Annotated in this window: 24 protein-coding genes and 1 tRNA gene; 3 read left to right on the top strand and 22 right to left on the bottom strand. The window is 46.1% G+C overall.

The genetic code is table 11. The features are described from left to right. Nucleotides 1–63: 63 nt before the first annotated feature. From hisS to NLX73_RS00100, 6 genes are all read right to left on the bottom strand, one after another. Nucleotides 64–1308, bottom strand: coding sequence for a histidine--tRNA ligase (hisS, locus tag NLX73_RS00125; protein WP_254325037.1), 1245 nt, complete (start codon nt 1306–1308; stop codon nt 64–66). A gap of 689 nt (nt 1309–1997) precedes the next feature. After that, complete coding sequence (locus NLX73_RS00120) at nt 1998–2468, bottom strand: hypothetical protein (RefSeq protein WP_250260596.1); 471 nt, start codon at nt 2466–2468, stop codon at nt 1998–2000. Between the two features lie 62 nt (nt 2469–2530). After that, nucleotides 2531–3037: a type 1 glutamine amidotransferase domain-containing protein gene (locus NLX73_RS00115; protein WP_254325036.1), complete on the bottom strand. Its 507-nt coding sequence runs from the start codon at nt 3035–3037 to the stop codon at nt 2531–2533. A 232-nt stretch (nt 3038–3269) separates the two neighbouring features. After that, complete coding sequence (locus tag NLX73_RS00110; RefSeq protein ID WP_250260595.1) at nt 3270–3431, bottom strand: hypothetical protein; 162 nt, start codon at nt 3429–3431, stop codon at nt 3270–3272. 118 nt (nt 3432–3549) lie between these two features. Further along, entirely contained in the window at nt 3550–3996 is a 447-nt protein-coding gene (gene dtd / locus NLX73_RS00105; protein WP_023989923.1) for a D-aminoacyl-tRNA deacylase, read from the bottom strand. 138 nt (nt 3997–4134) lie between these two features. Next, on the bottom strand, nt 4135–6312 hold the full coding sequence (locus NLX73_RS00100; RefSeq protein WP_025720225.1) for a RelA/SpoT family protein: 2178 nt from the start codon (nt 6310–6312) through the stop codon (nt 4135–4137). A gap of 268 nt (nt 6313–6580) precedes the next feature. On the opposite strand from NLX73_RS00100, the gene uraA reads away from it, so the two are divergent. Beyond that, on the top strand, nt 6581–7891 hold the full coding sequence (gene uraA, locus NLX73_RS00095; RefSeq protein ID WP_061829372.1) for a uracil permease: 1311 nt from the start codon (nt 6581–6583) through the stop codon (nt 7889–7891). A 522-nt stretch (nt 7892–8413) separates the two neighbouring features. On the opposite strand, the gene NLX73_RS00090 is transcribed toward uraA, so the two are convergent. The 6 genes from NLX73_RS00090 to NLX73_RS00065 form a co-directional block, all read right to left on the bottom strand. Further along, nucleotides 8414–8926 (bottom strand): adenine phosphoribosyltransferase, encoded by a 513-nt coding sequence (locus NLX73_RS00090; RefSeq protein WP_029514814.1) that lies wholly within the window; start codon nt 8924–8926, stop codon nt 8414–8416. Between the two features lie 68 nt (nt 8927–8994). Continuing rightward, entirely contained in the window at nt 8995–11391 is a 2397-nt protein-coding gene (gene recJ / locus NLX73_RS00085; RefSeq protein WP_254325035.1) for a single-stranded-DNA-specific exonuclease RecJ, read from the bottom strand. A gap of 33 nt (nt 11392–11424) precedes the next feature. Then, the gene (locus NLX73_RS00080) at nt 11425–12381 is read right to left on the bottom strand and encodes a cation diffusion facilitator family transporter (protein WP_023989928.1); all 957 of its coding nucleotides are present in this window, start codon (nt 12379–12381) and stop codon (nt 11425–11427) included. A 201-nt stretch (nt 12382–12582) separates the two neighbouring features. Beyond that, nucleotides 12583–13500 carry a protein translocase subunit SecF gene (gene secF / locus NLX73_RS00075; protein WP_254325034.1) on the bottom strand — a complete coding sequence of 306 codons (918 nt, stop codon included), beginning with the start codon at nt 13498–13500 and terminating at the stop codon, nt 12583–12585. Further along, the gene (gene secD, locus NLX73_RS00070) at nt 13490–14746 is read right to left on the bottom strand and encodes a protein translocase subunit SecD (protein ID WP_069290197.1); all 1257 of its coding nucleotides are present in this window, start codon (nt 14744–14746) and stop codon (nt 13490–13492) included. The genes secF and secD overlap by 11 nt, the downstream gene beginning before the upstream one ends. Before the next feature lie 90 nt (nt 14747–14836). Continuing rightward, complete coding sequence (locus NLX73_RS00065; RefSeq protein WP_013311570.1) at nt 14837–15094, bottom strand: post-transcriptional regulator; 258 nt, start codon at nt 15092–15094, stop codon at nt 14837–14839. 306 nt (nt 15095–15400) lie between these two features. Here NLX73_RS00065 and spoVB point away from each other — a divergent pair, with 306 nt between their 5' ends. Further along, nucleotides 15401–16975, top strand: a complete 1575-nt coding sequence (gene spoVB / locus NLX73_RS00060) for a stage V sporulation protein B (RefSeq protein WP_254325033.1) — start codon at nt 15401–15403, stop codon at nt 16973–16975. Between the two features lie 5 nt (nt 16976–16980). On the opposite strand, the gene NLX73_RS00055 is transcribed toward spoVB, so the two are convergent. Further along, nucleotides 16981–17757 (bottom strand): YetF domain-containing protein, encoded by a 777-nt coding sequence (locus NLX73_RS00055; RefSeq protein ID WP_254325032.1) that lies wholly within the window; start codon nt 17755–17757, stop codon nt 16981–16983. A 206-nt stretch (nt 17758–17963) separates the two neighbouring features. Between NLX73_RS00055 and NLX73_RS00050 the strand changes: the two genes are divergently transcribed. Continuing rightward, nucleotides 17964–18353, top strand: a complete 390-nt coding sequence (locus tag NLX73_RS00050; RefSeq protein WP_061829378.1) for a TIGR04086 family membrane protein — start codon at nt 17964–17966, stop codon at nt 18351–18353. Between the two features lie 88 nt (nt 18354–18441). Here NLX73_RS00050 and yajC read toward each other — a convergent pair whose 3' ends face one another. From yajC to NLX73_RS00005, 9 genes are all read right to left on the bottom strand, one after another. Beyond that, nucleotides 18442–18777 carry a preprotein translocase subunit YajC gene (yajC, locus tag NLX73_RS00045; protein WP_069290201.1) on the bottom strand — a complete coding sequence of 112 codons (336 nt, stop codon included), beginning with the start codon at nt 18775–18777 and terminating at the stop codon, nt 18442–18444. 34 nt (nt 18778–18811) lie between these two features. Next, a complete protein-coding gene (tgt, locus tag NLX73_RS00040) occupies nt 18812–19951 on the bottom strand; it encodes a tRNA guanosine(34) transglycosylase Tgt (RefSeq protein ID WP_039275028.1) in 1140 nt (379 codons plus the stop codon). 20 nt (nt 19952–19971) lie between these two features. Continuing rightward, nucleotides 19972–21000: a tRNA preQ1(34) S-adenosylmethionine ribosyltransferase-isomerase QueA gene (gene queA / locus NLX73_RS00035; RefSeq protein WP_254325031.1), complete on the bottom strand. Its 1029-nt coding sequence runs from the start codon at nt 20998–21000 to the stop codon at nt 19972–19974. A 7-nt stretch (nt 21001–21007) separates the two neighbouring features. After that, nucleotides 21008–23101 (bottom strand): SpoIID/LytB domain-containing protein, encoded by a 2094-nt coding sequence (locus NLX73_RS00030; RefSeq protein WP_254325030.1) that lies wholly within the window; start codon nt 23099–23101, stop codon nt 21008–21010. Between the two features lie 227 nt (nt 23102–23328). Further along, nucleotides 23329–24336 (bottom strand): Holliday junction branch migration DNA helicase RuvB, encoded by a 1008-nt coding sequence (gene ruvB / locus NLX73_RS00025; RefSeq protein ID WP_023989937.1) that lies wholly within the window; start codon nt 24334–24336, stop codon nt 23329–23331. Between the two features lie 50 nt (nt 24337–24386). Next, the gene (gene ruvA, locus NLX73_RS00020) at nt 24387–25001 is read right to left on the bottom strand and encodes a Holliday junction branch migration protein RuvA (RefSeq protein ID WP_061829382.1); all 615 of its coding nucleotides are present in this window, start codon (nt 24999–25001) and stop codon (nt 24387–24389) included. Next, entirely contained in the window at nt 24998–25501 is a 504-nt protein-coding gene (ruvC, locus tag NLX73_RS00015; protein ID WP_013311580.1) for a crossover junction endodeoxyribonuclease RuvC, read from the bottom strand. The genes ruvA and ruvC overlap by 4 nt, the downstream gene beginning before the upstream one ends. A 228-nt stretch (nt 25502–25729) precedes the next feature. Then, nucleotides 25730–26434: a BofC C-terminal domain-containing protein gene (locus NLX73_RS00010; RefSeq protein WP_254325029.1), complete on the bottom strand. Its 705-nt coding sequence runs from the start codon at nt 26432–26434 to the stop codon at nt 25730–25732. 113 nt (nt 26435–26547) lie between these two features. Further along, nucleotides 26548–26621, bottom strand: a tRNA-Pro gene (locus NLX73_RS00005). Between the last annotated feature and the right edge of the window lie 63 nt (nt 26622–26684).

Genomic DNA, 26684 nt, shown 5'->3' with positions numbered 1-26684 from the left:
AGTAGTTAATGCTATATGACAGCCAGAGGGAAACTTCCCCTGACTGATGTTACATTATTTTGTTTATCCTAATTCTTCCACCAGCTGATCCAGCTTAACGGTACGCTGCTCGCCGGTTTCCATGTTTTTCAGTGCAATTTCACCCTGAACCAGCTCATCCTCACCCAGAATCGCAGTATACCTTGCTTTAAAGCGATCGGCTGATTTCATCTGCGCCTTCATTTTACGCCCCAGATAATCTCGTTCTGCGGAAAATCCGGCTTGACGCAACTTGAATAGTTGTTTAGTTACTTCCGTTTCTGCTGCTTCTCCCAACGCTACCATATAGATATCTAACGGCTTGGCTTCGTTCAGTTTGACACCTTGATGCTCCAAGATCAGCTGAATTCGCTCCAGTCCAATGCCAAAACCAATGCCCGGCTGATCCGGTCCGCCCAGATCTCCAACCAATCCGTTGTAGCGGCCGCCTCCACCGATCGTGTCTATGGCACCAATTCCTTCGGCTTTGAATTCGAACGCTGTCAACGTATAATAATCCAACCCCCGTACCAAACGCGGGTTAACTGTATATTCCACGCCCATGGCATCCAAATTTTGCTTCACTTTCTCAAAGTGTGTGCGAGATTCCTCGTCCAAGCTATCCAGAATCGAAGGTGCACCTCCAAATTTGTCCTGGTCATCTTTGCTATCCAGGACTCGCAGCGGATTACGCTCAATGCGTGCTTGGCTCTCCTTGGTCAACGTATCCTTAATTGGCATTAAGAAGTCTACCAGATGCTGACGATAAGCTGCCCGGCTGGCTGAATTACCGACGGAGTTAATCTCCACCTGTACTCCTTTCAAGCCCAGTTCACGGCAGAATTGATACCCGAAAGCAATAACTTCTGCATCCAACGCAGGATCGACCGCACCAAATGCTTCAATTCCAAATTGGTGAAACTGGCGCTGACGCCCAGCCTGTGGACGCTCATACCGGAACATCGGGCCGATATAATACAGCTTAGTTACATCCGGCTCCCCGTATAGTTTGTTCTCCACATAGGAGCGGACAACCCCTGCTGTTCCTTCTGGACGCAAAGTCATGCTGCGCTTCCCTTTATCCTCAAAAGTATACATTTCTTTTTCCACCACATCCGTCGTTTCACCCACACCTCGAACGAACAAATTCGTTTGTTCGAACATGGGCGTACGAATCTCTCGGTAATTAAAGCGGCGGCTCATCTCACGGGCTTTTTCCTCGACAACTTGCCATTTTTCTACACTGCCCGGCAGCAAATCCTGTGTTCCCGTCGGTTTTTGAAAGGCCATTAACGTATCCCCCCATCGTTGTATTTCGTATTGTGCACTTTCTTATTGCTCCACTTTCAAATAAAACAAAAAATCCCTCGTCCTGTTAACATTAACAGGGACGAGGGATTGTCGTTTACAAATCACCCGTGGTACCACCCACATTCCGGAGTTTACCCAGACAACCAGCATAAGAATCACTCATTGCCCGTCAGCATTATACTGACTCCGCTCATACGTATAACGCCCGTAACGCGCAGTACGGCTATTATGCAGGACCATCCACTGTCGGCACAGTTGCAATGTACTTTCAGTAGGGTTTCCTCAATTGTTCGCCGCCTGTTCTCGGGGAGGTCATTCATCCGCTCATCAAGGGAATTTTTACAGCCTGGAAATTCCTCTCTGCGCTTGTGGGTTCGGAGTACTTGGTCCCGTCATCAAATCATTTTTCATTATTTTATGATTTTAATGAACCGCTTCGACAAAGTCAAGACATTCTCCCTATAATCGGACAAATAAGGCTTATAAAAAGAAAAAACCTGCGGAAACGGTCCGCAGGTTCAAAAAGATATATCAAAAGGGGGTCATGCTGTTATTATAAACAACGAATATTAAGGAATGATGTTTCGAATATTACAATTGTATTACAGTCACTCTTTTGTAGCTGAATTTCTCAAGTATCGACAATCTCTTGTGTCGCGCTCTCAGCTTTAATCCAACTGCGATACATATCCACGATTGGAACGTAGCTTATAAATGACCTCATCATAATCGGCATCATTCACCTTTGCTGATAATACATACCGTAATTCATCTTGATCACCGTTAATATACACATCTGTCGCACGGAGCAACCCTCCGTCATGATTCGTTGTTCCACCCCGATCTTCATTCAGATCCCTTTGGGCTGAGCCAGAGTTAATCTGGCCATCCTTCGCATCTGGTAGAATATTCTCGCCATAAGCACCCGCCGCAGGGATTGCCGCACCTGCAGAGCCTCCTGTGCTCACAGAACCTGTATTGTTATAGGGGACCAGCGGAATTAAAACTCTCGTCTCCCGACCGAGCGCATCATCCAAAGCACCTACTTCCAAATGTTCAGTTCTATAAGCTTGAAGCGAGGCTCTGGCACCCTCAGCTTCATCTTCTGTGCGAAAATAAGCCTGAATCTGTTTTGCCATATCAAATCCTCCTCGTTTGGGAATTGTACTGGCATTAATCTAAGGAAATATTCACGTTCAAATTACAACGCTTTTAATAACTCACGCACAAAGGCAGGCTCATCCTTAGGGGTCCGAGACGTAATAAAGTTACCGTCCACCACCGCCTCTCGATCCTCAAAATGAGCACCCGCATTAATTAAGTCATCTTTCAACGGAGGATAAGCAGTAATCGTCCGGCCTTGTAACAAATCGGCACTCGCCAAAATTTGTGGCCCGTGACAGATAGCGCCAATCGTTTTTTTGGCCTCGTTAATTTCAGTCACAAATTTCAGAACATGTGCATCCAATCGCAGATTTTCCGGGGAGGATCCGCCGGGAATAACAACTGCATCATAGTCACTTGATTTCACATCTGCAATGGCTTTTTCAATAGTGTAGCTTGCTTTACCTTGCTTACCGCTCACTTTCTCACCTTGCTTCAGCCCAACAATATGTGCCTCATGTCCAGCCTTTTTTAATTCATCATAAGGTACCTTCATTTCAGAATCTTCAAATTGGTCAGCTAATAAAAATGCAATTTTACTCATTAATGTTCAGATCTCCTTTCCGGTTATCCTCGAAAAAGTTAAAATTAAGTTTGTTTGTCTACCACGATTTGTTATTACCCGCTTGATCTGTTTTTATAACAATCGCAGCGGCGGAAAAGAAAAAGGAGCCTTTCGGCTCCTGCACTAATTCAATGCTACATATTTTATTTTTGACCTCTTTATGCTACTTCCGGGTAGCACCTCATAACGTAACGTTACATTTAACCCGATGTTACCTGCGTGGCAAAGCATCCCGTCCCGGCTTGTCGATGGCTGTTGCAACATGCTGTAATAACGTATCAGCATTACGTGTAAGGCTGATTGCCTCCTGCATACTACCGGGAAAAAGCAGCATAGTGCTTCGATGCCCGTCCATTTTCGGGGTTTGACGCATAGCTTCGTCTCTCCTGTCACCCTTAGGCTATCCGCCTGGCTAATCACCAATCGGGATGACATTATGATCCCTCTGAACAGCTATTTTATTCTACTCAGACCACGCCGTGAATGTATAGTTACGAACGTTCGGTATCCAAAATCAGTGTCACTGGGCCCCAGTTCGTCAATGAAACATCCATCATAGCCCCAAAAATTCCCGTTTCTACCTCCAGGCCCTTGGCTCGAAGCTGGCTGTTGAAGAAATCATACAACTTCTCCGCTTCCTCAGGTTTGGCCGCCCCCATAAAGTTAGGCCTTCTTCCTTTACGGCAGTCACCGTACAACGTAAATTGAGAGACAGACAAAATAGCTCCACCGACATCCAGAACGCTGTCATTCATTTTACCTTCAGCATCCTCAAATATACGTAATCCCGCTGTTTTATCCGCCAAATAAACGGCATCAGCTGCTGTATCTCCCTGACCAATACCAACCAGCAGCATTAATCCGGTTCCAATCTTGCCGACCACCTTTTGATTCACCGTTACCTGAGCGTCTTTACAGCGCTGAATAATGATCTTCATCGCCTTATCCGATGTCTCCTTTAACCTTCCCTTTTTAAAGGTGCTCATAGCCGTATTACGGCTCTTTTAGCAGCCTATGGGTCTTTCTACCCAAGATGTGTTACAAAGGCTATAAACCTATCTGTACGCTTAACAAGGTTATTGCATAATCCGATGCACGGTGTATACATCCTTCACCCGTTTAATCCGTTCGACAACAGAATGCAAGTGATCCGTATTGCGAATGAGAATCGTGATGTGAATCATCGCCATTTTATTTTTATCTGTACGACCTGTAACGGCCGAGAAGCTGGTTTTGTTCTCAGAAATGGCCTGAAGCACTTCGTTCAGCAAACCGTTGCGGTCATGCCCGGTAATCTCAATATCGACACTGTAATTGACTTCCGCTGCTTCTTCCCACTCTACTTCAATCACTCGTGCCTGGTCTTCGCCCGTACCCGAAGGAATATTCGGGCAATCCGTCCGGTGAACGGATACGCCGCGTCCACGTGTTACATAGCCAATGATGTCATCTCCCGGTACGGGATTACAACATCGTGCAAAACGAACGAGTAAATTATCGACGCCTCTGACGCTGACACCGTTGGTCGGTGTTTTTTTCCGTTCGCCCTGCGGCTTGTACTCCTTGACCTCGGTCGTCAATTCGATCAACCGGGCCTCTTCTTGTTCCTTACGCAGCTTCTCTGTCAAACGTGTACAGACCTGCGCTGCGGTTATACCACCAAAGCCAATCGCAGACAGCATATCTTCGGAATCGTTAAAAGAGAACTTCTGTGCCACTTCCTGAAGCTTGTCGTCGCTCATCCACACCGATGGCTCGATATCACGTTTTCTCAGTTCGCGTTCCAGATTTTCGCGGCCTTTTTCAACATTCTCCTCACGCTTTTCTTTCTTGAACCATTGTTTGATTTTACTGCGCGCGTGAGAGGACTGAGCAATTTTGAGCCAGTCCTGACTAGGTCCATAAGAGTGCTTGGACGTCATAATTTCGACAATATCACCGGTTTTAAGCCGATAATCCAAAGGTACGATTCTTCCATTTACCTTAGAGCCAATCGTTCGATTGCCAACTTCGGTATGAATACGGAAAGCAAAGTCCAGCGGAACGGATCCGGCCGGCAACTCAATGACCTCTCCCTTAGGAGTAAACACAAACACAAGGTCTGAGAAAAAGTCCATTTTGAGCGATTCCACAAATTCCGACGCATCCTTCGCTTCATTTTGCAGCTCCAGAATTTCTCGAAAAAAGGTGATTTTATCCTCAAAGTTAGTGTTGTTTGCTCCGTTACCTTCTTTATAGGCCCAATGGGCCGCAATCCCGAATTCAGCGGTACGGTGCATATCCACTGTGCGAATTTGTACCTCGGTAGGCTCCCCGTTGGGACCTACTACTGTCGTATGAAGGGACTGATACATATTGGCCTTAGGCATAGCGATATAATCTTTAAACCGCCCAGGCATTGGCTTCCACAACGTATGGATAATCCCCAGTGTGGCGTAACAGTCTTTAATGTTATCCACAATAATTCGAATCGCCAGCAAATCATATATTTCATTGAATTGCTTGTTCTTCGTCGTCATTTTTTTAAACACACTGTAAATATGTTTAGGGCGTCCGGACAGGTCAGCCTGAATACCCATCTCTTCCAGCTTTTCTCTGATACGCTGTATGACATTATCAATAAACTGCTCCCGCTCTGCCCGCTTTTTATGCATCAAATTAGCGATGCGATAATACTGCTGAGGATTCAGATAGCGTAAAGCAATATCTTCCATTTCCCATTTAATCGCCGAAATACCCAGTCGGTTTGCAACCGGACAGAAAATCTCTAACGTTTCATAAGCAATCCGACGCTGGCTTTCCTCTGACTGATATTTCAAAGTACGCATGTTATGCAGACGATCTGCTAACTTAATGACGATGACACGAATGTCCTGCGCCATAGCAATAAACATTTTTCGATAATTTTCATTCTGTTGTTCTTCCTTGGAACGGAACTGAATACGCTCCAGCTTCGTCAGACCATCGACAAGCATCGCACATGTATCGCCAAAATGCTCGCGAATCTGCGCCAAAGACACCGTCGTATCCTCCACAACGTCATGTAAAAGAGCGGCGATAATGGAGATGGTATCCATCTGCATATTAACGACGATATCAGCAACCGCAAGCGGATGCAGAATATAAGGTTCACCGGACTTACGAGTCTGGCCGGAATGGGCCTGCTCGGCAAAATCATAGGCGTCCCTGATGCGGATAAGATCTGCTTCTCTGGTATAGGCCCCGGCCTTTTTAAGTAATTGCTCTATCCCCATTCTGCTCTATTCCGTGTCCTTTCTATGCAAAATGGAACCCGCCGATCAATGTCGCGCAAAGGTTCCCTTTTAAAAGTGATTTCCTACAATTATGACGGTTAGCACGTCACACGTCAACTATTACAGGTTTGGCATTGTAGCATTATTCTGTCACACATGGTAAGTAAAATCAGGATTGTTGACGAAATGAAACGAATTATATTGAAAAAATTACGAAAAGTAATTAATGTATATAAGAATAATTGAAAGAACTAAGGAGTGAACTGCGTTGCAACGCGAAATTCAAGTTAATGAAAAGCTTCCGGCAGGACCTGGGTTCCTGCTCAGCGTACAGCATTTGTTTGCCATGTTTGGCAGCACTGTGCTGGTGCCGAATATTTTCGGCGTCGATCCCGGCATGATTTTGCTAATGAACGGTATTGGCACATTGTTGTACATATGGATCTGCCGCGGCAAAATTCCCGCCTATCTCGGCTCCAGCTTCGCTTTTATCGCTCCCGTCAGTCTTGTGCTTAAAAACAATCCCGGCGGCAACGGCTATGCTATGGCCCTCGGTGCTTTCATCGTTACAGGTATTATTTTCTGCCTCGTCGCACTGGTAATCAAATATGCCGGAACCCGTTGGCTGGACGTCGTTTTCCCTCCAGCTGTTATGGGCTCCATCGTAGCCTTAATCGGTCTGGAACTGGTTCCGGTTGCAGCAGGCATGGCAGGCATTATCAATGCCGATCCTACTAAAGCCTGGACTCCAGATCCCAAAACGATTACTCTTTCGCTCGTTACACTCGGGGTCACGGTTCTGGGTGCGGTATTGTTTCGCGGGTTTGCCAAAATCATTCATATTCTGATTGGTATCGTAGTGGGCTATGTACTTGCTTATTTTATGGGCATGGTCAATACACAAGCCATTGCAGACGCTCCTTTTTTCGGACATCCTGCAATTACCACTCCAGTTTTTAATACCTCTGCTATGCTGACGATTCTTCCTGTTGCTCTGGTCGTCATCGTAGAGCATATTGGTCACTTGCTTGTGACTAGCAACATTGTCGGGCGCGAGCTGTCCAAAGATCCTGGTCTCCATCGCTCTCTGCTAGGTAACGGTATTTCCACCGTCATTTCCGGTTTTGTTGGTTCTACACCTAATACGACTTATGGTGAAAATATTGGTGTCATGGCATTAACTAAAGTGTACTCTGTATGGGTCATTGGCGGAGCGGCTGTCATTGCCATCCTATTGTCCTTCTCAGGCACGTTCTCAGCGATTGTTTCTAATATTCCAGCTCCAGTTATGGGTGGCGTATCCTTACTATTATTCGGTGTCATCGCTGCCTCCGGTCTAAGAATCTTCGTTGAGCAAAAGGTTGATTTCGCCAAGCCAACCAACATGCTGCTTGCGACCATCGTGCTTGTTGTCGGAATCAGTGGTACTACGCTCACTTGGGGCGCTGTAACCTTGAAAGGTATGGCATTGGCTACAATCATCGGCATCATCCTCAGCTTGTTCTTTAAGCTGATTGACGTGCTCGGCTGGTCCAACGATAAATCGCAGGAACCTTTAACTGAGAAAACACCCGATTGATATCTGTTCTTAAACTTAGAACGCCGCTCCATGAGGTCACGGATCAATACGCTTGAGCTGTTAAGATAAGCGTATTGATCCGTCTCCCATGGATTCGGCGTTTTTTATGCTCGGCGTTTTTTAAAATAGATAATCCTTCATCCTTCTCTAGAGCACCCATCCAAGTTAGTTGCAATATCCGCTTTAACCCTCGATAAGCAACGAGCAGCATTTTTGACTTATTTCCTTATCTAGCTTCTGCTTAGCAAAAAAATAAGGACAAAAACTGATTGAAATCAGCATGACCTCTATGCTCCTTATGACCACCTCTGCTCTTTTTCTTCATCGACAATTTCTTAAAAAAATTCAAATATCCCCAACAAAGTGGTTGGTGGTTTGTACCAATCAAACAAAGCTCAAACTTAAAACACTGCTAAACAAAATAGTCCGATGGAGCAACTCTTTAGATAAAGAGATGTTCCATCGGACTATTTAGGCGATCCGTTCATAATTATTTCCCGGGAAACCCAGGTTTCGAAATACTTAATACGTAATCAGAGTGAATACATCTACATCAGGAAGTTTCGCCCGACCGTTTAGATCAGACAGCTCGATAAGAAAAGCAGCCCCTGCCACATTTCCACCAAGCTGGCGTACCAAGTTCACGGATGTAGCAATAGTTCCACCTGTAGCCAGCAGGTCATCAGCAATCAGAACATTTTGACCCGGCTCAATAGCATCCTTATGCATCGCCAGTGTATCTTTACCATACTCCAAACCGTATGCTTCCTCAATGGTTTCCCCAGGGAGCTTGCCACTTTTACGGATGGGAATAAAACCAACACCAAGCGCATAAGCCAAAGGAGCACCAATAACGAACCCACGTGCTTCTGGCCCTGCAATCAAATCAATTTTCAAATCCGATACCAGTTCCTTCATATCGTTGATAGCCTTGCGGTACAGTTCACCATTTTTCATCAGGGTCGTAATGTCCTTAAAACTAATCCCTGGTTGTGGAAAATCGGAAATCACCCGAATATATTCTTTGTAGTCCAACTTAGTTCCTCCTACTGTAACTTCAAATTAGTATATACATTTTACAACATAAATTGCGAAATAGTATCTCAAGACGCACCCTTCATAAGCGACATAATCCAGCTCGTCATCTGGGTAGTGTCCGCATCCAGCAAATACTTCTCCATTTCAGCCATATTATACAATTCCTGATAGCGTGGAGAAGCGGTTAAATCCCGCTTAGGCGGATTGGATACAAAACGGAATTGACCATCTGTACGCGTCATAAACTCAAGCTCTTCGAAGATGTCCAATACTTTGGATAACATGCGTACTGAACAGGAACACTGTCGGCTAAGAGCAGGCAGCATTGCCTTTTCATCAATAGGCTGTGTTCCCATTCGGGAAAGCACAACGTAAATGCGCTTGAACAGTTCTCTGTCGGGGCTTACGAGTCGACCGCCACGCTCACTGACCGAATGAAGGAGAAATACGTTCTCTACATTCTCAAAGGTAGACCATAATGCCTGAAACTGATCCGGTGTATCCGGCGGCTCCAGTACGAACAGCGACTTTACAGAGTGCTGTGCATCTCTTTGACCATCACTGGGAATAACGCTGCCATCTTTATCGTATAACCATAAGGATTCAGCGTCCACGGAGCTCGATGGACGAAGCCTGGATGACGGATGAATCAACACCGCAACGTCTTTCTTTCTTTCCTCAATACGTGGATGAAAAATCTTCAGTCCCCGCTCTAATTCGGCAAAAGGGTCCGACACTCCACGATAATCAAAAATTTGTGGCGCCTGCACTCGAATGTCCTGCATCATTAGCTGAAGAGACCGTTTACCGTTCCATTCGTTAATTGACAATTCACCCAGCAGATCTATCTCCGTTTGTTGCTGTAAAAAATCAGCCAAATCGCCACGACGGAAGGCAATCGCGTCCAGCGATATACCGTTCTGCTCCAGAAGGAGCTTCACATGATTTTTCTCACGTCCCATTTTACGAGCCTCGCGCAATTGCAGACCCTGTAATACGAATCGTGGAGAAGGATTCCCCATACCAAAAGGCTGAAGCAATTCCAGTTCTTCAACCACTTGCAAAGATACCTCGTCCAAACGACAGACCATATCAGCTTCAGCTACAGGAATGAGATCTTCTGGTGTCAGAATGGAACCCGCATAGCTGTTCAGCTGCTCTTCAAACAATTTCAGATTCTCACGGGAAAGCGTCATACCCGCAGCCGAAGGATGACCACCAAAATGCTCCATAAGCTCATGGGCGTCCGTAAGAGCACTGTAAATATCCAATGCAGGAATAGACCGGGCAGAACCTTTGCACGTGCCTGTCTCAGCATCTATACCAAGAATAATGGTCGGTCGATAATAGCGATCCAATAGCTTGGATGCCACAATTCCGACAACGCCGACATTCCAGCCTTCACCAGCCAACACAATAACTGACGGTAACTTGCCTCCATTCAGTTTGGATGCTAATTGTTGCTCGGCTTGCTCCACAATACGTTCGACCACCTGTTGACGCTCACGATTGAGCAGGTCCAGCGCATGCGCAAGTTGGTCTGCTTCTTCCTCTTTTTCTGTCGTCAGCAGAGAAACTGCTCGTCCCGCATGATCCAGGCGCCCGCTGGCATTAATCCGCGGAGCCAATGCAAATGCGATGTTGACTGAAGTCACTGTAGATATATCCACGCCCGCTACATGGAGCAACGCACGGATACCCGGAAATGCAGAGTTTCTCATGGATTGAACCCCTCTGCGTACCATCGTCCGATTTTCACCATGTAGTGGCATCAGATCGGCTACCGTGCCGATAGCAGCGATTTCAAACCATTCCTCTGGCACCTCACCCAACAGCGCCTGAGCGAGCTTCAGGGCAACACCAACACCTGCAAGACCTTTAAATGGGTATGGGCAACCGGGTAGCTTTGGATTAATCAAAGTATATGCCTCGGGAAGTACAGCAGGCGGCTCATGATGATCCGTCACAATAACATCTATCCCCAAGGAAGTTGCATAAGCAATTTGCTCGACTGCACTAATTCCCGTATCTACCGTAATGACCAGCGTAACTCCCTGCTGATGAGCCCAATCAAGGGCATGGTTATGCAGACCATATCCCTCATTAGAACGATGGGGAATATAAATATCATAAGAAGCCTTGAGAAAACGCATGAGCTGAATCATCAATGATGTACTGGACACGCCGTCCGCATCATAATCGCCATAGATTAATATATGCTCGCCACGTTCCAGAGCCTGGCGAATTCTCGGTACGGCCTCTTTCATACCAAGAAGCAAAAAAGGGTCGTGTACATCGTCCACACTTCCGTACAAAAAGCGGTTTGCTTCCCCGGCGGTAGTGACGCCCCGGTTCACTAAAAGCCGGGACAACAATGGTGAAATCCCCAGTTCTTCTGTCAACAGCTGAGCCGCTTCCAGGTTAGCCTCTGGGGTCTTCCATCTGTACTGCGAATGAAGCAATCCTGTTCACCTTTCTTTCATAGTCGTCCTACTCTATTGAAGCAACGACGACACATCATTATCTGGCAGTTCATGATTGGATTTGTAAGGATACCCGGCTTGATAAGAAATGAACTGCATTTGTACATGGGTCACCTGTGGAAAACGGGCTAACAGTAGATTTTTGGCTCGATCGGCGATTTCCTGCGCTTCCTGTACCGTAATCCGCGGGTTCACACTTATCGTTACATCCACTGTTATGAAATGCCCTGTTTCCTGGGCATGTAAGTGCTCAACCGTTACAATACCATACACCCGTTGAATCGTCTCCATAAAGCGTCGGGAGTCTTCCTCCTGCAAGGGCTGTGCAGGAACCTGGTAAGCGGTATTCATTACCATCAAATATCCTTTGCGCAGCACCAGACAGGCTACCAGCAAAGCTGCGGTTGGATCAAGATATAATAATGCAGGCCATTCCATTGCTTCGCCAGTCATTGCACCGATCATGCCGATCAATGCAATCAACGATGCATACAGCGAGTAACGTTCATGGTTAGCGTACCGATCTGCTTCCGCTTTATGACCATGTTTAATCGAGTAGCGATATTGAAACTGAAATAACGCCTCTCTCAACACCAACGCAATAAATACGGTAATTAATGCATACAGACCGGGAGCCTGCGGTTCCGAACTGCTTAATGAACGAACCGCCGAGATAGCTAGCTGAAGACCACTCATCAGCACTAAAATAGCCAGCACCACAGATATGACCGTCCGAACTTTTTCACCGTTCCGCAACCGTGCCAGCATTCCGTGCCCTGTAGCACCCTTGGAAAACAGAAGCTCCTGCAAACGGGAAGCACTATCCGCAGCCGTGTGCAGTGCATCCCCCAACAACGCCTTGCTGTTTGCCGCATAACCGACGGTTCCCTTTAGAACAGCCAGCGCGAGATTGCCTACAATCCCGCTCAACGCCGCAGTTTCCAATGATCGGCTGCGTTCGCTATTCACAACGTTTCCCCCTCAATCCTGAACTAACCCTTTTCCAATAAAGCTCCATTCTAAAATAACCGAATTTCTCAAAACAAAAAACCATTCACATTTAAGTGTCCACTATTGTGCCTTACTCAAGGTAAATCTCAAAACCTTAGAAAACCGCGCCCAAGCAGACGCGGCTTTCTCTTTAATTTATACTACTGGTATTTGCGTAACTTAAGACTTTGCAGTTTTGACCGCGCCCCCGCCAGCTGTCGGAGATTTTTGTTTTCCTTTCAAAGCTACCCACAGCGGACTGGCAATGAAAATGGAGGAATAAGCACCAAACAACAAACCAATGACCATCGCAAGTGAGAACATACGGATCGATTCGCCGCCAAATATGAACAAACATAAGGAGGCAATAAACACCGTAAACACGGTTGCAAGTGAACGAGTCATTGTCTGCGCAATACTGTGATCAACTACCTGCTCTAAGTCGTCCCTAGACTTCTTCTTCGCAAATCGTAGATTTTCCCGAATACGATCAAAAATAACGACAGTGTCATTAATGGAGAAACCGACAATCGTCAGAATTGCCGTAATAAAGGTCAAATCCACCTCAAGCCGGAAAATCGAGAAAATGCTGATAACGAGGAAGGCATCATGCAACAACGAAACGATGGCTGCAATGGCAAACCGCCATTCAAACCGGATCGAAATATAGACCGCGATAGCTACACATGCTAGCAAAATCGCCCATATTGCATTCCGCTCCAGTTCTTGCGCCATTTCCGTATCCACTGTATTAACCTCAAAAGATGCCTTCGGATCCAGTTCTTTATTAAAAGAAGTCTTAAAGTTATTCACTTGCTGGTCCGTCAAAACCTGCGAGAAGCGAATACCGAAGCGTTCTTTACCCGGCGTATAATCAACCTCTTTGCCGATCCCCTGCTTGTTCAGCAAAGTTTGAATCTGTTCCTGTGTAACGACTTTAGTCAAATTGACATCCACATTCGAACCGGAACGAAAGTCCACCCCGTAATTTAAGCCAAATATCGATAAGCTCAAAATACCAAGCAGTGTGATAATAATCGAGAACGTGTAAAACCACTTGCTCATCTTGATATATTTCAAGTTCCAATTAAAGCGCACTGATATCACTCTCCTTCACACCAAAATACTTGGCCTTCTTCACAACATCCGCTTTAACCAGCAGATTGAGTAAGAAGCGGGAGAAGAAGATATTCGTCAAAATACTGGTGACAATATCAACGATGAGCACCAAAGCGAATCCTCGAACGGAGCCTGTTCCCAGACCAAACATAACCGCTGCCGCTATAATAGTCGTAACATTGGCATCCATAACGGTACGGAACGAAGCCTTACTACCTGCAATGACAGAAGAACGAATCGTTTTGCCTGACTTGATTTCTTCTTTAATCCGTTCATACGTAATGATATTGGCATCTACCGCCATCCCGATCCCGAGCACGAAGGCTGCAATACCCGGAAGCGTAAGCACGAATCCACCCAAATAAAAGATGGCAAGCACCACCCAGGTATGAACGATAAGACAGAAACTGGCGACTAATCCCGGTACACGGAACATCGCAATCATAAATACCAGAATAATGATCGAGCCAATCAATCCAGCACGAATCGTCTGATCCAGTGACAATTGACCCAGCGTAGCACCTACACTCTGAGAATATTTTTCCGTCAGTTTGAGCGGAAGGGCACCTAGATTAATCGTATCCGCCAGTTTATTCGCTTCATCACGAGTGTAGCTACCTGTGATTGACGCGCTACCGTCCGTTAATTCCCCACGTACTGTAGGTGCAGACAGCAATTCCTGATCCAGGAAAATAGCTAATTCTTTATTCAGAAGTCGCTTTGTGATTTCTGCAAATTTAGCTTTGTCCTTCACTTTGATACTAATCTCAGGTTGGTTCAGCTGGTCATAGCCAACAACAGCGCCATTCTCCACAAAATCATTACCGCGGAGCTCAATTTTGCTGTATTGGCCTGGCTTTTTAGCATCCGCTGCCGTTGCACTGCGGAAGGTCAACTCGGCAGGCTTTTTCAGCATAGAGCGGACTTCTGCTTCATTAGAGACACCAGCAAGCCGCACACGAATACGGTTGGTACCCTCTGTTGTTACTTCCGGCTCAGTTGTACCAAGCGCGTTTATCCGTCTCTCCAGACTTTGAGCTGTTTGTATAAGAGACTGGCTGGTTACACTCTGCCCGGCTTCCAAAGGCTGGGCTTCATATAAAATTTCAAAGCCTCCCTTTAAATCGAGGCCTAATTTTAAACTGTTCAGTAGGCCCGGGCTTGTCCCGATCATAACACCAGTAGTTATGAGCACGACCACGATGAAACTTAGAATTCTCTTCATTCCGTCCCATGTTCCCCTTTCATTCTCAATATTCCTATTATAGCTACCCCTCAAAAAGCAGTCAATTTGAACGCAAAAAAAGACCCCCTTCTATTCGAAAGTGGAGCCCCGTAATGCGGACATCGTCAAATAGTTCATAAAGCTCGTCGCTTTAAGGGAAAGTATATCATTAACGAGCTTGTGCAGCGGAGGGATACCCTCCTTTTCATATTTATGGCTGACGCAATTCCACACGTCCTTACTTGTGACATGCTCATAGCCTACGAGAATCAACTCGTCCGCCTTACTTTGACAGAGCATCTCAATTGCGTCATCCCAATCCTGCTCATCCAGCTCTTCCATACCCACGATGGCCGTTCCTCCTCCCAGCGACTACCGGTTCCGCAGATCAGCAATTAGCGGGGTTATTGACTGCTTTGTAGAACATTTCTGTCCTGATCCTGGAAAACCCTTCTTTTCGTTGAAAATAGCCTTAAATCAACAATATATGCATTCATTTCGCTCGTCAATAGCAGAATTCACCACTCTCCCTCTTGTTGTCTAAATCACTTTGTTTCTGAACGAAAAAGCTTGTCATGAACATGGACAGGTCCAGCATATCTTCTAAAGTAATGTATAGACGCAGAATTACATTTTGGGAAGAGGGAGTTGCGATTGAAAAAGCAGACATTCATCCATGGAGCAATTATTTTATTGGCAGCAGGAATTATCAACCGGATACTAGGTTTTATTCCCCGAATCGCACTCCCGCGTATCATCGGCCCCGAAGGAGTTGGCTTGTACCAACAGGGGTATCCCTTTTTTATCGTTCTGGTGACGCTTATTACAGGGGGTATCCCTCTTGCGGTAGCCAAGCTTGTAGCCGAAGCTGAAACGGCGGGACAACCCGAAATGTCGCGGCGTATTTTGCACACCAGCCTGCGCTTCACCATTACACTCAGTCTAATCGCCATGGTGCTCTGTCTTGTGTTCGCGCCTTGGATCACAAGCCATCTCCTGACCGACAGCCGCGTGTATTATACATTCGTGAGCATGAGCCCAATGATTGTCATTGTAGCTGTTTCCTCAGCTTATAGGGGCTATTTTCAGGGAAAGCAAAATATGATCCCTTCCGCCAGCTCCTCCATTGCGGAGACCGTTATACGCATTTTTTGCGTCATTTGGTTTGCTTACTTGTTACTTCCCCATGGGGTAGACTACGCTGCTGCAGGTGCCATGCTCGGTGCTCTGGCGGGCGAATTCATTGGCATGATTGTACTGCTATGGCAATACGTGTGTAACCAGCGAAAAGATCGCATCCTTCAGCCAAAGTCGCCTGTCCCCTCCTCTGAAGTTCATCCCGAGCAATCATCCGTTTTGTCACGTCTTATGTCTATATCCGTTCCCGTTACTGCTGGAAGGCTTGTCGGTTCCTTATCCTATTTGCTCGAATCTATCTTGTGCATGCGCAGCCTTGCCGTAGCAGGCATCGCAACTGGCGTGGCAACCGCACAATATGGAGCCATGCAGGGCATGGTCATTCCTGTGTTATTACTACCTGGGGTTCTAACCAGTTCGCTAGCAGTTTCACTCGTTCCTTCGTTATCCGAAGCAGCAGCTAAGGGGCATATTACAGCCATTCACAAACGTCTACATCAATCGCTTCGGCTCGCTTTGGTTGCAGGAGCCCCATTTGCCGTTATCATGTATGTATTGGCAGAACCTCTGTGTCTGCTACTCTACAATAATGGCGATATTTCAGGCATGCTTAAGCTCATGGCACCTTTTGCTCTTTTTATGTACATTCAGGCCCCGCTTCAGGCAGCACTTCAGGCATTAGACCGTCCTGGAAGTGCCTTATTAAATACCTTTATCGGAGCCGTTATCAAAATTGTACTGATCGTCTGGCTTGCTTCCCAACCTCAGTATGGTATCTATGGAGCTGTCATCGCCATTTGTATTAACAGTGCCATTGTTACTCTCCTTCACGGCTTCAGTGTCAGCAGACTGCTTCGCTTCCGCGTACGTTTGCTCGATTTCTGGAAGACCGGGATAGGCATGATCATCATGGCAGCAGCAGTATTATATACCTACAGACATCTAACGATGTTCAATCAAATGTGGCTTCAGTTTATTTTTGCCGCAGGATTGGGAATTATACTGTACCTTTTCCTAATGACCTTGATCAAAATGATTGATTGGGACAACCTTACACGCATTCCAATCCTGAGAAGATGGTTTAAAGCATAAGAAACCTAATCTGAAGATTTTCCATAGGCTGGTGGTGTAATGTACACATCACCTCTATGGTTAACCGAGCATAAAAAAACATCCTTAAAATCTTTGTGTCCCTTCGCTTGAATTTGATTCTTAAGCCAAAAACGGTTCATATCCATCCGTTCCAAATTTCTATCCAGCACTTTGCCATCCATGATTAATGGAATAGGCAGTCCCTCATATCTAAACTTTCCACCGATTTGTGGAGAAGGATGGACTTTATTCACCTGTTGCTCTTTGTTTGTCAAATCTATTCCGTTTAATTCCTGCTTCATTTTTTCGTGTTCTACTCCATCATTATCATCCTTACCTATAACCGTTAGCTTACCTGTCGTTTCTAAAATAACATATTCAACTTCGTCCAGACTTTCTATATTTTGTTCGCGAAGTTGTAACAGCAAGTCATCTAAATTATAACGTTGTTTTACCATTTCATCCTTGTTTAATTGTCCATTAGAGTACAATACACTGGGCCTACCATCAAATAGTAAGCGCAGTCGCCGACTTTTCAGACTGAAAAATGAAATACCTATTTGCAAAATTAACAGCACTCCTAAAGGAATCAACCCTTCATAAAGTGGACGTTTTATATCCTCCAGGCTGAATACAGCAATTTCTGCAATCATAATGGATATGACGAGATCGAAAACAGACAATTTGCCGATCTCCCTTTTACCCATCAAGCGCATCACCAGATATACAATAAAATACATGAGCAGCGTCCGAAAAATATGAGCAAAAATATCGTGACTCAATATGTTCGCCTCCTCCCCTGTACTTGCAATAAGACATGAGTCGTTCATTGTACACGTATTCTGACCGTTCCTCACTTGGCTCATACAAAAAACAAAAGGCTAAATTATTGAAATAAAGAGAAAGACTGCTTGCGACTTGGTACTAAGCCGGGAGGCTTGGCCATAGAATGATAATAGTTCAAACCTTGGTACAGGAGGAATTATCAATGGAGCTCATTCGCCGCTGGTGTTCGTTTCGTCTGGCCCATCCCATTTTATCCGGCTTATTTTATGCTTTTGCATGGATGCTGCTTGGCGCATTGATTCTTTCACTACTCTTGTGGCTGACACAGATGCAGGAACAGGACTTATCATTGTATACGTACATCGTCCATGCATTCGCCATGCTATCTGGCGGCTTCGTCGCCGGTAAAAGATCCACAAACAAAGGCTGGTATCAAGGCGGTATTACAGGCATCCTGTATGGACTAATCGTTCTTCTGGTCGGTTTTCTGGCATTGGATGCGGGCATGAACGGCAAGGACCTGTTACACTTAGGTTTCGCGTTTGTCATAGGCGCAGGTGGTGGGATGTTTGGCATTAATCTCAACAAGTAATCAAAATGTTTGTATCCATGTAATAAAACAACACAAAAAAACCGAGCCTCCTCAAAGGCTCGGTTTTTGCATAACGGTCACCAGCATTTTACGATTTGGAAACAACTTCCTCAGATGCCGTGTCTTTTGCAATCGCATTGCTGATTGCACTGCGGTCAAAGGTCAGCTTCGTGACATCATTCACACGCAAAACTACTACATCATCCGTAATCTCCATAATTGTACCGTGAAGACCTCCGATTGTAATTACTTTATCTCCCTTTTTCAAAGCTTGAAGCATCGTTTGACGCTGCTTTTGTTTTTTCTGATTCGGGCGAATCAGCAAGAAATAGAAGATTACAAACATCAGAGCCAGTGGCCAGATCATTTGGAAAAGTCCGCCAGTTCCACCGGGTGCAGTAGCGGCTGTAGCAAAATGAAACATGTTAAATCCCCCTTTCGTATACTCTCCCTAAAACTTAAAAGCCTTTATCATTATCATGAAGACCGTACTGCTCAAAAAATTCATCTCGGAAATCAAGCAGCCTGTCATCCATAATCGCTTGTCTGACATTACGCATCAATTGTATTAAGAAATGCAAGTTATGATACGTTGTCAGTCGGAGCCCGAAGGTTTCATCCGCTTTAATCAAATGTCGCAAGTAAGCACGTGAATAATTGCGACAGGTATAACAATCACAAGCAGGATCGAGCGGGCCAAAATCACTTGCATATTGGGCATTGCGAACGACAAGGCGACCTTGGCTGGTCATTGTTGTCCCGTTGCGAGCAATTCGGGTTGGAAGTACACAATCGAACATATCCACACCACGGATAGAGCCTTCAATCAAAGCATCAGGCGAACCCACGCCCATCAAATAACGTGGCTTGTTGGTGGGAAGCAGCGGAACCGTATAATCGAGCACTTCATACATCAAATGTTTCGGTTCACCTACGCTCAGTCCACCAATAGCATACCCCGGGAAATCCATGGAAGTCAAATCCGCAGCGCTTTGCTTGCGCAGATCTTCATGCATGCCTCCCTGAACAATGGCAAACAGACCTTGATCATGAGGACGCGCGTGTGCCTCTAGACAACGCTCAGCCCAACGGCTGGTGCGTTCCAGTGACTTTTTCACATACTCATATTCAGCCGGAAACGGCGGGCATTCATCGAAGGCCATCATAATATCTGAGCCAAGCGAGTTCTGAATTTCCATCGCCACTTCTGGTGAAAGAAACTTCTTATCTCCATTTAAATGAGAGCGAAAATGAACACCCTCCTCTGAAATCTTGCGCATTTCACTTAAGGAAAACACCTGGAATCCGCCGCTGTCCGTTAAAATAGGGCGATCCCAATTCATAAACTTGTGCAGTCCACCCGCTTCACGAATAATATCGTGGCCGGGACGAAGAAACAAATGGTACGTGTTACTCAAAATAATTTGAGCATCCATCGCTTTCAGTTCCTCAGGACTCATCGTTTTAACAGTCGCTTGAGTTCCCACCGGCATAAAGGTTGGTGTCTCAATAACTCCGTGAGGTGTGTGTACACGCCCGAGACGAGCTCCCGATTGCTTGCAGGTTTTAATATGTTCGTATCTTATTGCTGGTGCCATATTTTCTCTACCATCCTTAATTAATAAATGAACATTGCGTCCCCGAAGCTGAAAAACCGATATTGTCGGTCAATCGCCTCATGGTAAGCATGCATAATATTCTCCCTGCCCGCCAGTGCGCTGACCAGCATAACCAAGGTGGATTTAGGCAAATGGAAATTCGTAATCATCGCATCCACCACACGGAATTCGTAGCCTGGATAAATAAAAATCTGTGTCCAGCCACTGCTGGCCTGCAGCACTCCATCTGCGAATGTATTGCCCACCGTCTCCAGCGTTCGACAACTGGTTGTTCCCACTGCCACGATTCTCCCACCGCGCGCCTTGGTTGCATTAAGTACATCTGCCGTTTCCTGTGATAATGAATAATACTCTTCGTGCATGACATGCTCTTCAATCGTATCCACAGACATCGGTCTGAACGTCCCTAAGCCAACATGAAGTGTGATAAAGGCAACGGTAACGCCCTTCTTTTTAATCTGGTCCAGCAATTCTTCTGTAAAATGCAGCCCTGCCGTTGGAGCCGCAGCCGAACCTTCATGTCGAGCATAAACGGTCTGATAACGCTCGCGGTCATCCAGTTGTTCCTTGATATACGGCGGAAGCGGCATCTGCCCCAGACGGTCCAAGATCTCCTGAAAAATACCGTCATATGAAAATGAAAGCACCCTTCCGCCCATATCTCCTTCTTCCTCAATTACTGCTTTCAGCTCATCACCGAAAACAATAACAGCACCCTTTTTTAGCTTTTTACCGGGTTTCACCAATGCTTCCCATCGGTCCCCTTGCAGTTGCTTAAGCAACAAAACCTCAGCCTTAGCTCCCGTGTCTTCCTTGATGCCAAACAAGCGTGCAGGAATCACCCTCGTATCGTTTAATACCAGCGTATCCCCTGGTTGGAGATACTGCACAATATCCGAAAACGTATGATGACCCACTTCACCGTTATTTTTGTTTAACGTCAGTAATCTGGAAGCGCTCCGATCAAGCAAAGGTGTCTGTGCAATTAATGTTTCAGGCAGTTCAAAATCGTAGTCGTTTACATTCATATATTGGTCAGTCCTTAACTATATCCACATTTTTGTAATAGTGTTGCAAAATTTTCTTGTAATCATACCCCTGCTCGGCCAAACCGTTGGCACCCCATTGGGATAAGCCCAAACCATGACCATTTCCTTTACCTGTAAAAATAAAGCTTTGTGTTTTGTCAATGACTCGTGCATGACGATCTTCATTCATGACGATCACCCCGTTACCACTTGAAGTACTGCTGCCAGATGCGGACAGGATTTGAGTGCCTTGTGTACCACTTACATGAGAAGTAGCCCCATCAGCGCCTAATACAGTATAACTTCCGGTACTCGCAATATCAAACAGTGTGCTCGGGAGTCCGCCCATTGCTGAGCGAAACATATCCGGATATTTCACTTTCAAAGGGGTTCCGTTCGCTTCAACCTCCAACACTCGCCCTGATGGACCACGTTTGGTGACATCAAGGTGATTAATAGAGGAAGGCACTGTGCCCGTTACTTTCCCTTGCAGGGATTTAGCAAGCTGAGCTGACGTAAAGGGCCCCCGCACCCATGCATAGTCTCCGGACTGAGGCACCTTTTCTAATACAATTATCTCTTCGCCCGGCTGCGCCTTGGCTATTGGTGTAACCGTCGATTGAATTTGGGGAATAGGACGCACATTTGTATTTTCCGCAGTGACGGTGATTTTGTCTAACCCCGCTTCTGTGACACCCTCCAGTTCCTTAGCATTATCCTCACGAATATACCCTGTCTTGCCACTGGAGAGAAGTACATGATACCACTCCTGTGCTCCTTTTTGCGCCGAAGTATCTCCCGAGCTGTCTACGCTGGCAAAGGCTTCGCCACCACTGTTCCACACCTCTGAGGCATCTGCTGTCACACCGCCCGCATTAGATGAAAATACAGCTTCGACTACTTTGCCGCCACTTTTAATGACTTCACCAGCTGTTGCATCTACAGCCTCATTGACATTGGCATGTTCCGAGCTCTTACCGTTGTAAGCCTGGCTTAACGTGCCATCTACTACATTGCCGATCTGAAACCGATTGCCTTGGGCAAGCGCATAGCTACGAGCCGCTACCGCTTGAGCCTTGAGCGCTTCATCTGGCCATGAGGAATAGACCTCTGCTCCTACCACGGAATACAAATACTGCTCCAAAGGAACTTCATTCACAAGCGCCAGCTGGCCTGACGTCATGCCAATCTCCATCTCGCCGCGATATGTACGCTGTGATCTTTCCATCACTTGTATTCCATCATTACCGCCGTTGACAATTACCTTGCTATGATCAGAACCACTTAGCATGTAATGAGACATCACCTGCGAGCCAGTCGTGACTCCTGCTTCCTGTCTTATAATGAGGCCGGTTTGAGTAGCATTAACTTTGGACAGCGTGAGTCTCGGCTGCTTGCTCTCCAGCTCTGTTTTCAAAGCTGACAGCTTGCTGTCATTACTTTCTTCTCCAACCCATACAGCATACTGGCCTCTTGATTGAATCACAGTAAAAGCATCAAAGCCTGCCGCAGCAATTGTCGTTCGAACGAGATTAGCTTCCTGCTCGCTTCCGTAGCTTCCTGTGGACCAATGCTTGTTTCCCTTAACTTCGGCCTGCGCTCCGGTTGTGGAGGAAATCCGCTGTACAGCAGCCTGTGCGGACTGTTCACTAGCATATATTCCCGCGTACACTTGATAGACAGAGCTACCGTTTTTTGAACCGATAAAAACCGTAGGTTTATCATTAGTCTTTTGCAGGGCTTTGGCCGCTTTTATTGCCGCTGCTTCATTGCCTTCAAGTACCTTCACCCGATAGCTGTCTACACTAAAACGAGCCGTACTGTCTGGCAGTCCCATCCAAGTTTGAAAACTGCCCCCACTGTTCTGTCCAACACTCAGACCTCCTGATGATTTCAAGGTTACAGCGGGGACTGTCGCTTTATATTTGCTACCTAGATCCGCAAAAATCACTACACGAATATCCTCTTGGGCGGCAGCAGCGTGAACGCCCGAAGACCAAGGTATGCACACTGTAGCTAATACCATAATCGCTGCTGCTCGTTTGGCCCGGCCCATCCATGCACCGAAAATACTTTTTCGGTTAAATGCTTCTCCACTCATTTCTGGCTCCCCCAATCTAGCTGTCTAGCACTTATATTGCGTAATTATCAGGATCTCGACCCTTGTCTATCCCTTTAAATACATCGGCGGAATAAACCAAAATATGAACCCGCTCGAATCTTACTACACTCTCACTTCCCTCAATCATCCGTCAGCCGATATCGTATTCACCATGCTTGCGTGTAACCATGCAATGATTTTTTTGAAAAGTGCATCATGTTTCCTACTCACCGTGGATCCGTTGGCATTGGGATTCCAAGGTGGCCATATGCCGCCGGAGTCACTGTTCGTCCCCGAGGTGTTCTTTGTAAAAGGCCAATTTGTAACAAATAGGGCTCGTACACATCCTCAATTGTCTGGCTCTCCTCACCAATGGTTGCAGCAATGGTGTCCAATCCTACAGGCCCGCCCCGGAATGAATGAATCATGGCCTTAAGCATTTTATGATCAATTTCATCCAGTCCGAGTGGATCTATTTGAAGTCTCTTTAGCGCCTCTGCAGCCAACTCAGAATGAATAATACCGTCTCCGGCAACCTGGGCAAAATCACGCACCCTTTTTAACAGTCGGTTAGCAATACGCGGGGTCCCCCGTGAACGCAATGCGATTTCCTCCGCCGCATCCCCAACAATCTCAATCTCCATAATATCCGCATTCCTGGACACGATGTAAGCCAGCTCGTCTGTCGTATAAAACTCTAATCGACTAATAACACCAAACCGGTCACGCAATGGCGCAGAGAGCAGCCCAGCGCGCGTAGTGGCCCCTATAAGGGTAAAGGGTGGCAAATCCAGACGGACCGAACGTGCACTCGGGCCTTTGCCAATCATAATGTCCAGCGCAAAATCCTCCATCGCCGGATACATGACTTCTTCCACCGTACGATGAAGGCGATGAATCTCATCAATGAACAAAACATCACCCTCTTGAAGATTGGTCAGCAATGCTGCCAAATCTCCCGGTCTTTCAATTGCAGGACCTGAAGTCGTACGCAAATTAACCCCCAACTCATTGGCGATAATGTTAGCAAGAGTTGTTTTACCCAACCCAGGCGGTCCGTACAACAGTACATGGTCCAACGCTTCTTTACGCATTTTGGCCGCTTCAATATATACTTTCAGATTTTCCTTAACCTGATTTTGCCCGATATATTCATTTAGATAACGGGGGCGAAGGCTTAGCTCCGCCGTCTGGTCTTCCATCATCAAATTGGCGGAAATAATCCGGTCATCCATGTTCCATCGCTCCTCTTTTCACCAGACATTTGTTAGCGGACATCATCGTCCTATCCGGCAAACAACAGTTGCAAAGCCCGCTTCATCAAAATATCGGCAGATTCATCAGGTTTCGCATCTTTCTTCATTCTGCTCCATACCTTATCCAACTCAGCATCAGTGTAACCGAGCGCCTTGAGCGCCTCACGGGCCTCGCCCCAATATGAACCTTCGCCTTCTTCTACGACAGGCTCAGCAAACAATCCGGTTGCCATCCCCAACGAGCCAATACCGTCCAGCTTGTCTTTCAAATCCAGAATCATACGTTGTGCCGTCTTTTTACCGATCCCCGGTAACTTGGTGAGAAATGTGATATTCTCCTGATAAATCGCCGTTACCACATGAGCAGGCGTACCGCCTCCTAAAATACCAAGCGCAACACGCGGTCCAATACCCGATACATCAATCAGTTTACGGAAAAGCTGCTGCTCCTCACGGGTCGCAAAACCGAACAGTAAAATAGCATCTTCCCTTACATGATGGTGAATGTAAATAACCACTGGACCTTCAGTTTTGGCGAACGCGTAAGGATTCGGACAAAATACCCTATACCCTACACCCTGCACATCTAAAACAACATATTCATTTTCCAAATGGGCCACAGAACCACGCAAGAAATCTATCATTTTCGCAATACCTCATTTAATTTTGAATTTAGTCCATAGGAATGCGCATGACAAATAGCCACCGCCAAAGCATCCGCTACATCGTCCGGTTTGGGCACAACTTGAAGCTTTAGGAACATTCTAACCATTTCTTGTACCTGTTTCTTCTCAGCCTTACCATACCCTACAATAGCCTGCTTTACCTGCATCGGCGTGTATTCACCTATAGGCAAATTACGTTGTTTTGCAGCTAATACCAGCACCCCACGTGCCTGACTTACAGACATAGCGGTTGTAACGTTGCGATTAAAAAAGAGCTTTTCCAGTGCTACCGCATCAGGCTTATATTTATCTATTAATTGCAACATGCCTTCATACACATGAAGCAGCCTTTCTTCTTCCGGTGTATGAGCCTCCGTCTGGATACAGCCATACTGCACAGGAACTACTTTACTGCCAATCTTGTCTACAAACCCGAAGCCCACAATGGCAATACCCGGATCAATTCCTAAAAAACGCAAAAAAATCTCTCCCCTATCGCTCAAACATGGCGTACCCAACCAAAAGCCAGCGTTATCCTGAATATAATCATGGTCAAATACCATATAAAGCGAACATATGTGTCGTTCTTTTCATTATAACAAAACTTTGTATCTAATAGAGGAAAAAATTTAAACATGAGTAAAAACATAAAAAGAGACGCTTCAAGCCTCACCACATGGGCAATGCCTAACGTCTCGTAGTTGTAATCAATAGTGCTGCTTTAATACCCTTTGTGTTCGCTCCAGGGCAAAGTCACTAAAAGTGGAGATTACACTGTTATACTCATTTATATCCTGTACACGTATTCCCTGCTGAAGTTGTTTATATACCCCTTCTGGCAAGGCCGTCTCCATGGAACCCACATCCAATTGAAAGAAAGTGCGGATAACTTTTTCCTTTTTAGGTAGCCCTTCATACAATGTAAGCTGCCCGTCAGTGCTCAACCCCATGTATCCATGCTCTTTGCATGACTCTGACAAGTCTTCCACCCTGCGCTCCAGCCACACCTCTCCTTTGGTATTAAGTCGTCCCTTCCAATCGGGATGTTGCTTCAGTAAGGTCTCTAGCTGCTGTGAACTTAGCGTTCCCAAGGAAAGTGTTTCCGTACCACACACGTAGGTGGTTAACAGACGGGTCTTCCTGCTTATACCGGAAGCACGAATACTTTGCAATAGTTGCATCTGTGAGGAATGATCTTCAGTTGGACTCAGATGTGAAGCCTCCTCCGAGCTCTCATCTGCCATGACGGTAGTAGCGAGTGGCTGTGACAACATAGCCTGCAAATAATTCGAAAACAGAATACCCAACCCTGCCAGCAAACAAGCCGCACCAAAAATGCTACAAGCCCACACTGTTCTTCTCCACTGTTTCCAGCGCCGTTTCATCTGTTTTTTCCAACTTGATCGCTTCACAGTAATCCCTTCCGTCCCACTTTTTGTGTTAGTGTGACCTGACAATTACTGATTTATACAAAAAGATATGAATATAAAAAAAAGCCGCTGCTTCCAGCGACTTTCCTTTTGAATCGGGATGACACGATTTGAACATGCGACCCCCTGGTCCCAAACCAGGTGCTCTACCAAGCTGAGCTACATCCCGAAATAGATGCCGGTGAGAGGACTCGAACCTCCACGGTTTCCCTCACGATTTTGAGTCGCGCGC

Origin of the sequence: Paenibacillus sp. CH40 (assembly GCF_024213605.1) — a bacterium.
Lineage (GTDB): Bacteria > Bacillota > Bacilli > Paenibacillales > Paenibacillaceae > Paenibacillus > Paenibacillus polymyxa_B.
Note: the sequence above shows the minus strand (reverse complement) of the source record. Positions and strands in the feature narration are given on the sequence as shown.

Excerpts from the sequence above, each read along its gene's own strand:
- hisS (WP_254325037.1), bottom strand. The coding sequence starts at position 1,308 with ATGGCCTTTCAAAAACCGACGGGAACACAGGATTTGCTGCCGGGCAGT.
- NLX73_RS00120 (WP_250260596.1), bottom strand. The coding sequence starts at position 2,468 with ATGGCAAAACAGATTCAGGCTTATTTTCGCACAGAAGATGAAGCTGAG.
- NLX73_RS00115 (WP_254325036.1), bottom strand. The coding sequence starts at position 3,037 with ATGAGTAAAATTGCATTTTTATTAGCTGACCAATTTGAAGATTCTGAA.
- NLX73_RS00110 (WP_250260595.1), bottom strand. The coding sequence starts at position 3,431 with ATGCGTCAAACCCCGAAAATGGACGGGCATCGAAGCACTATGCTGCTT.
- dtd (WP_023989923.1), bottom strand. The coding sequence starts at position 3,996 with ATGAAGATCATTATTCAGCGCTGTAAAGACGCTCAGGTAACGGTGAAT.
- NLX73_RS00100 (WP_025720225.1), bottom strand. The coding sequence starts at position 6,312 with ATGGGGATAGAGCAATTACTTAAAAAGGCCGGGGCCTATACCAGAGAA.
- secD (WP_069290197.1), bottom strand. The coding sequence starts at position 14,746 with ATGAAGAGAATTCTAAGTTTCATCGTGGTCGTGCTCATAACTACTGGT.
- NLX73_RS00050 (WP_061829378.1), top strand. The coding sequence starts at position 17,964 with ATGGAGCTCATTCGCCGCTGGTGTTCGTTTCGTCTGGCCCATCCCATT.
- yajC (WP_069290201.1), bottom strand. The coding sequence starts at position 18,777 with ATGTTTCATTTTGCTACAGCCGCTACTGCACCCGGTGGAACTGGCGGA.
- tgt (WP_039275028.1), bottom strand. The coding sequence starts at position 19,951 with ATGGCACCAGCAATAAGATACGAACATATTAAAACCTGCAAGCAATCG.
- queA (WP_254325031.1), bottom strand. The coding sequence starts at position 21,000 with ATGAATGTAAACGACTACGATTTTGAACTGCCTGAAACATTAATTGCA.
- NLX73_RS00030 (WP_254325030.1), bottom strand. The coding sequence starts at position 23,101 with ATGAGTGGAGAAGCATTTAACCGAAAAAGTATTTTCGGTGCATGGATG.
- ruvB (WP_023989937.1), bottom strand. The coding sequence starts at position 24,336 with ATGGATGACCGGATTATTTCCGCCAATTTGATGATGGAAGACCAGACG.
- ruvA (WP_061829382.1), bottom strand. The coding sequence starts at position 25,001 with ATGATAGATTTCTTGCGTGGTTCTGTGGCCCATTTGGAAAATGAATAT.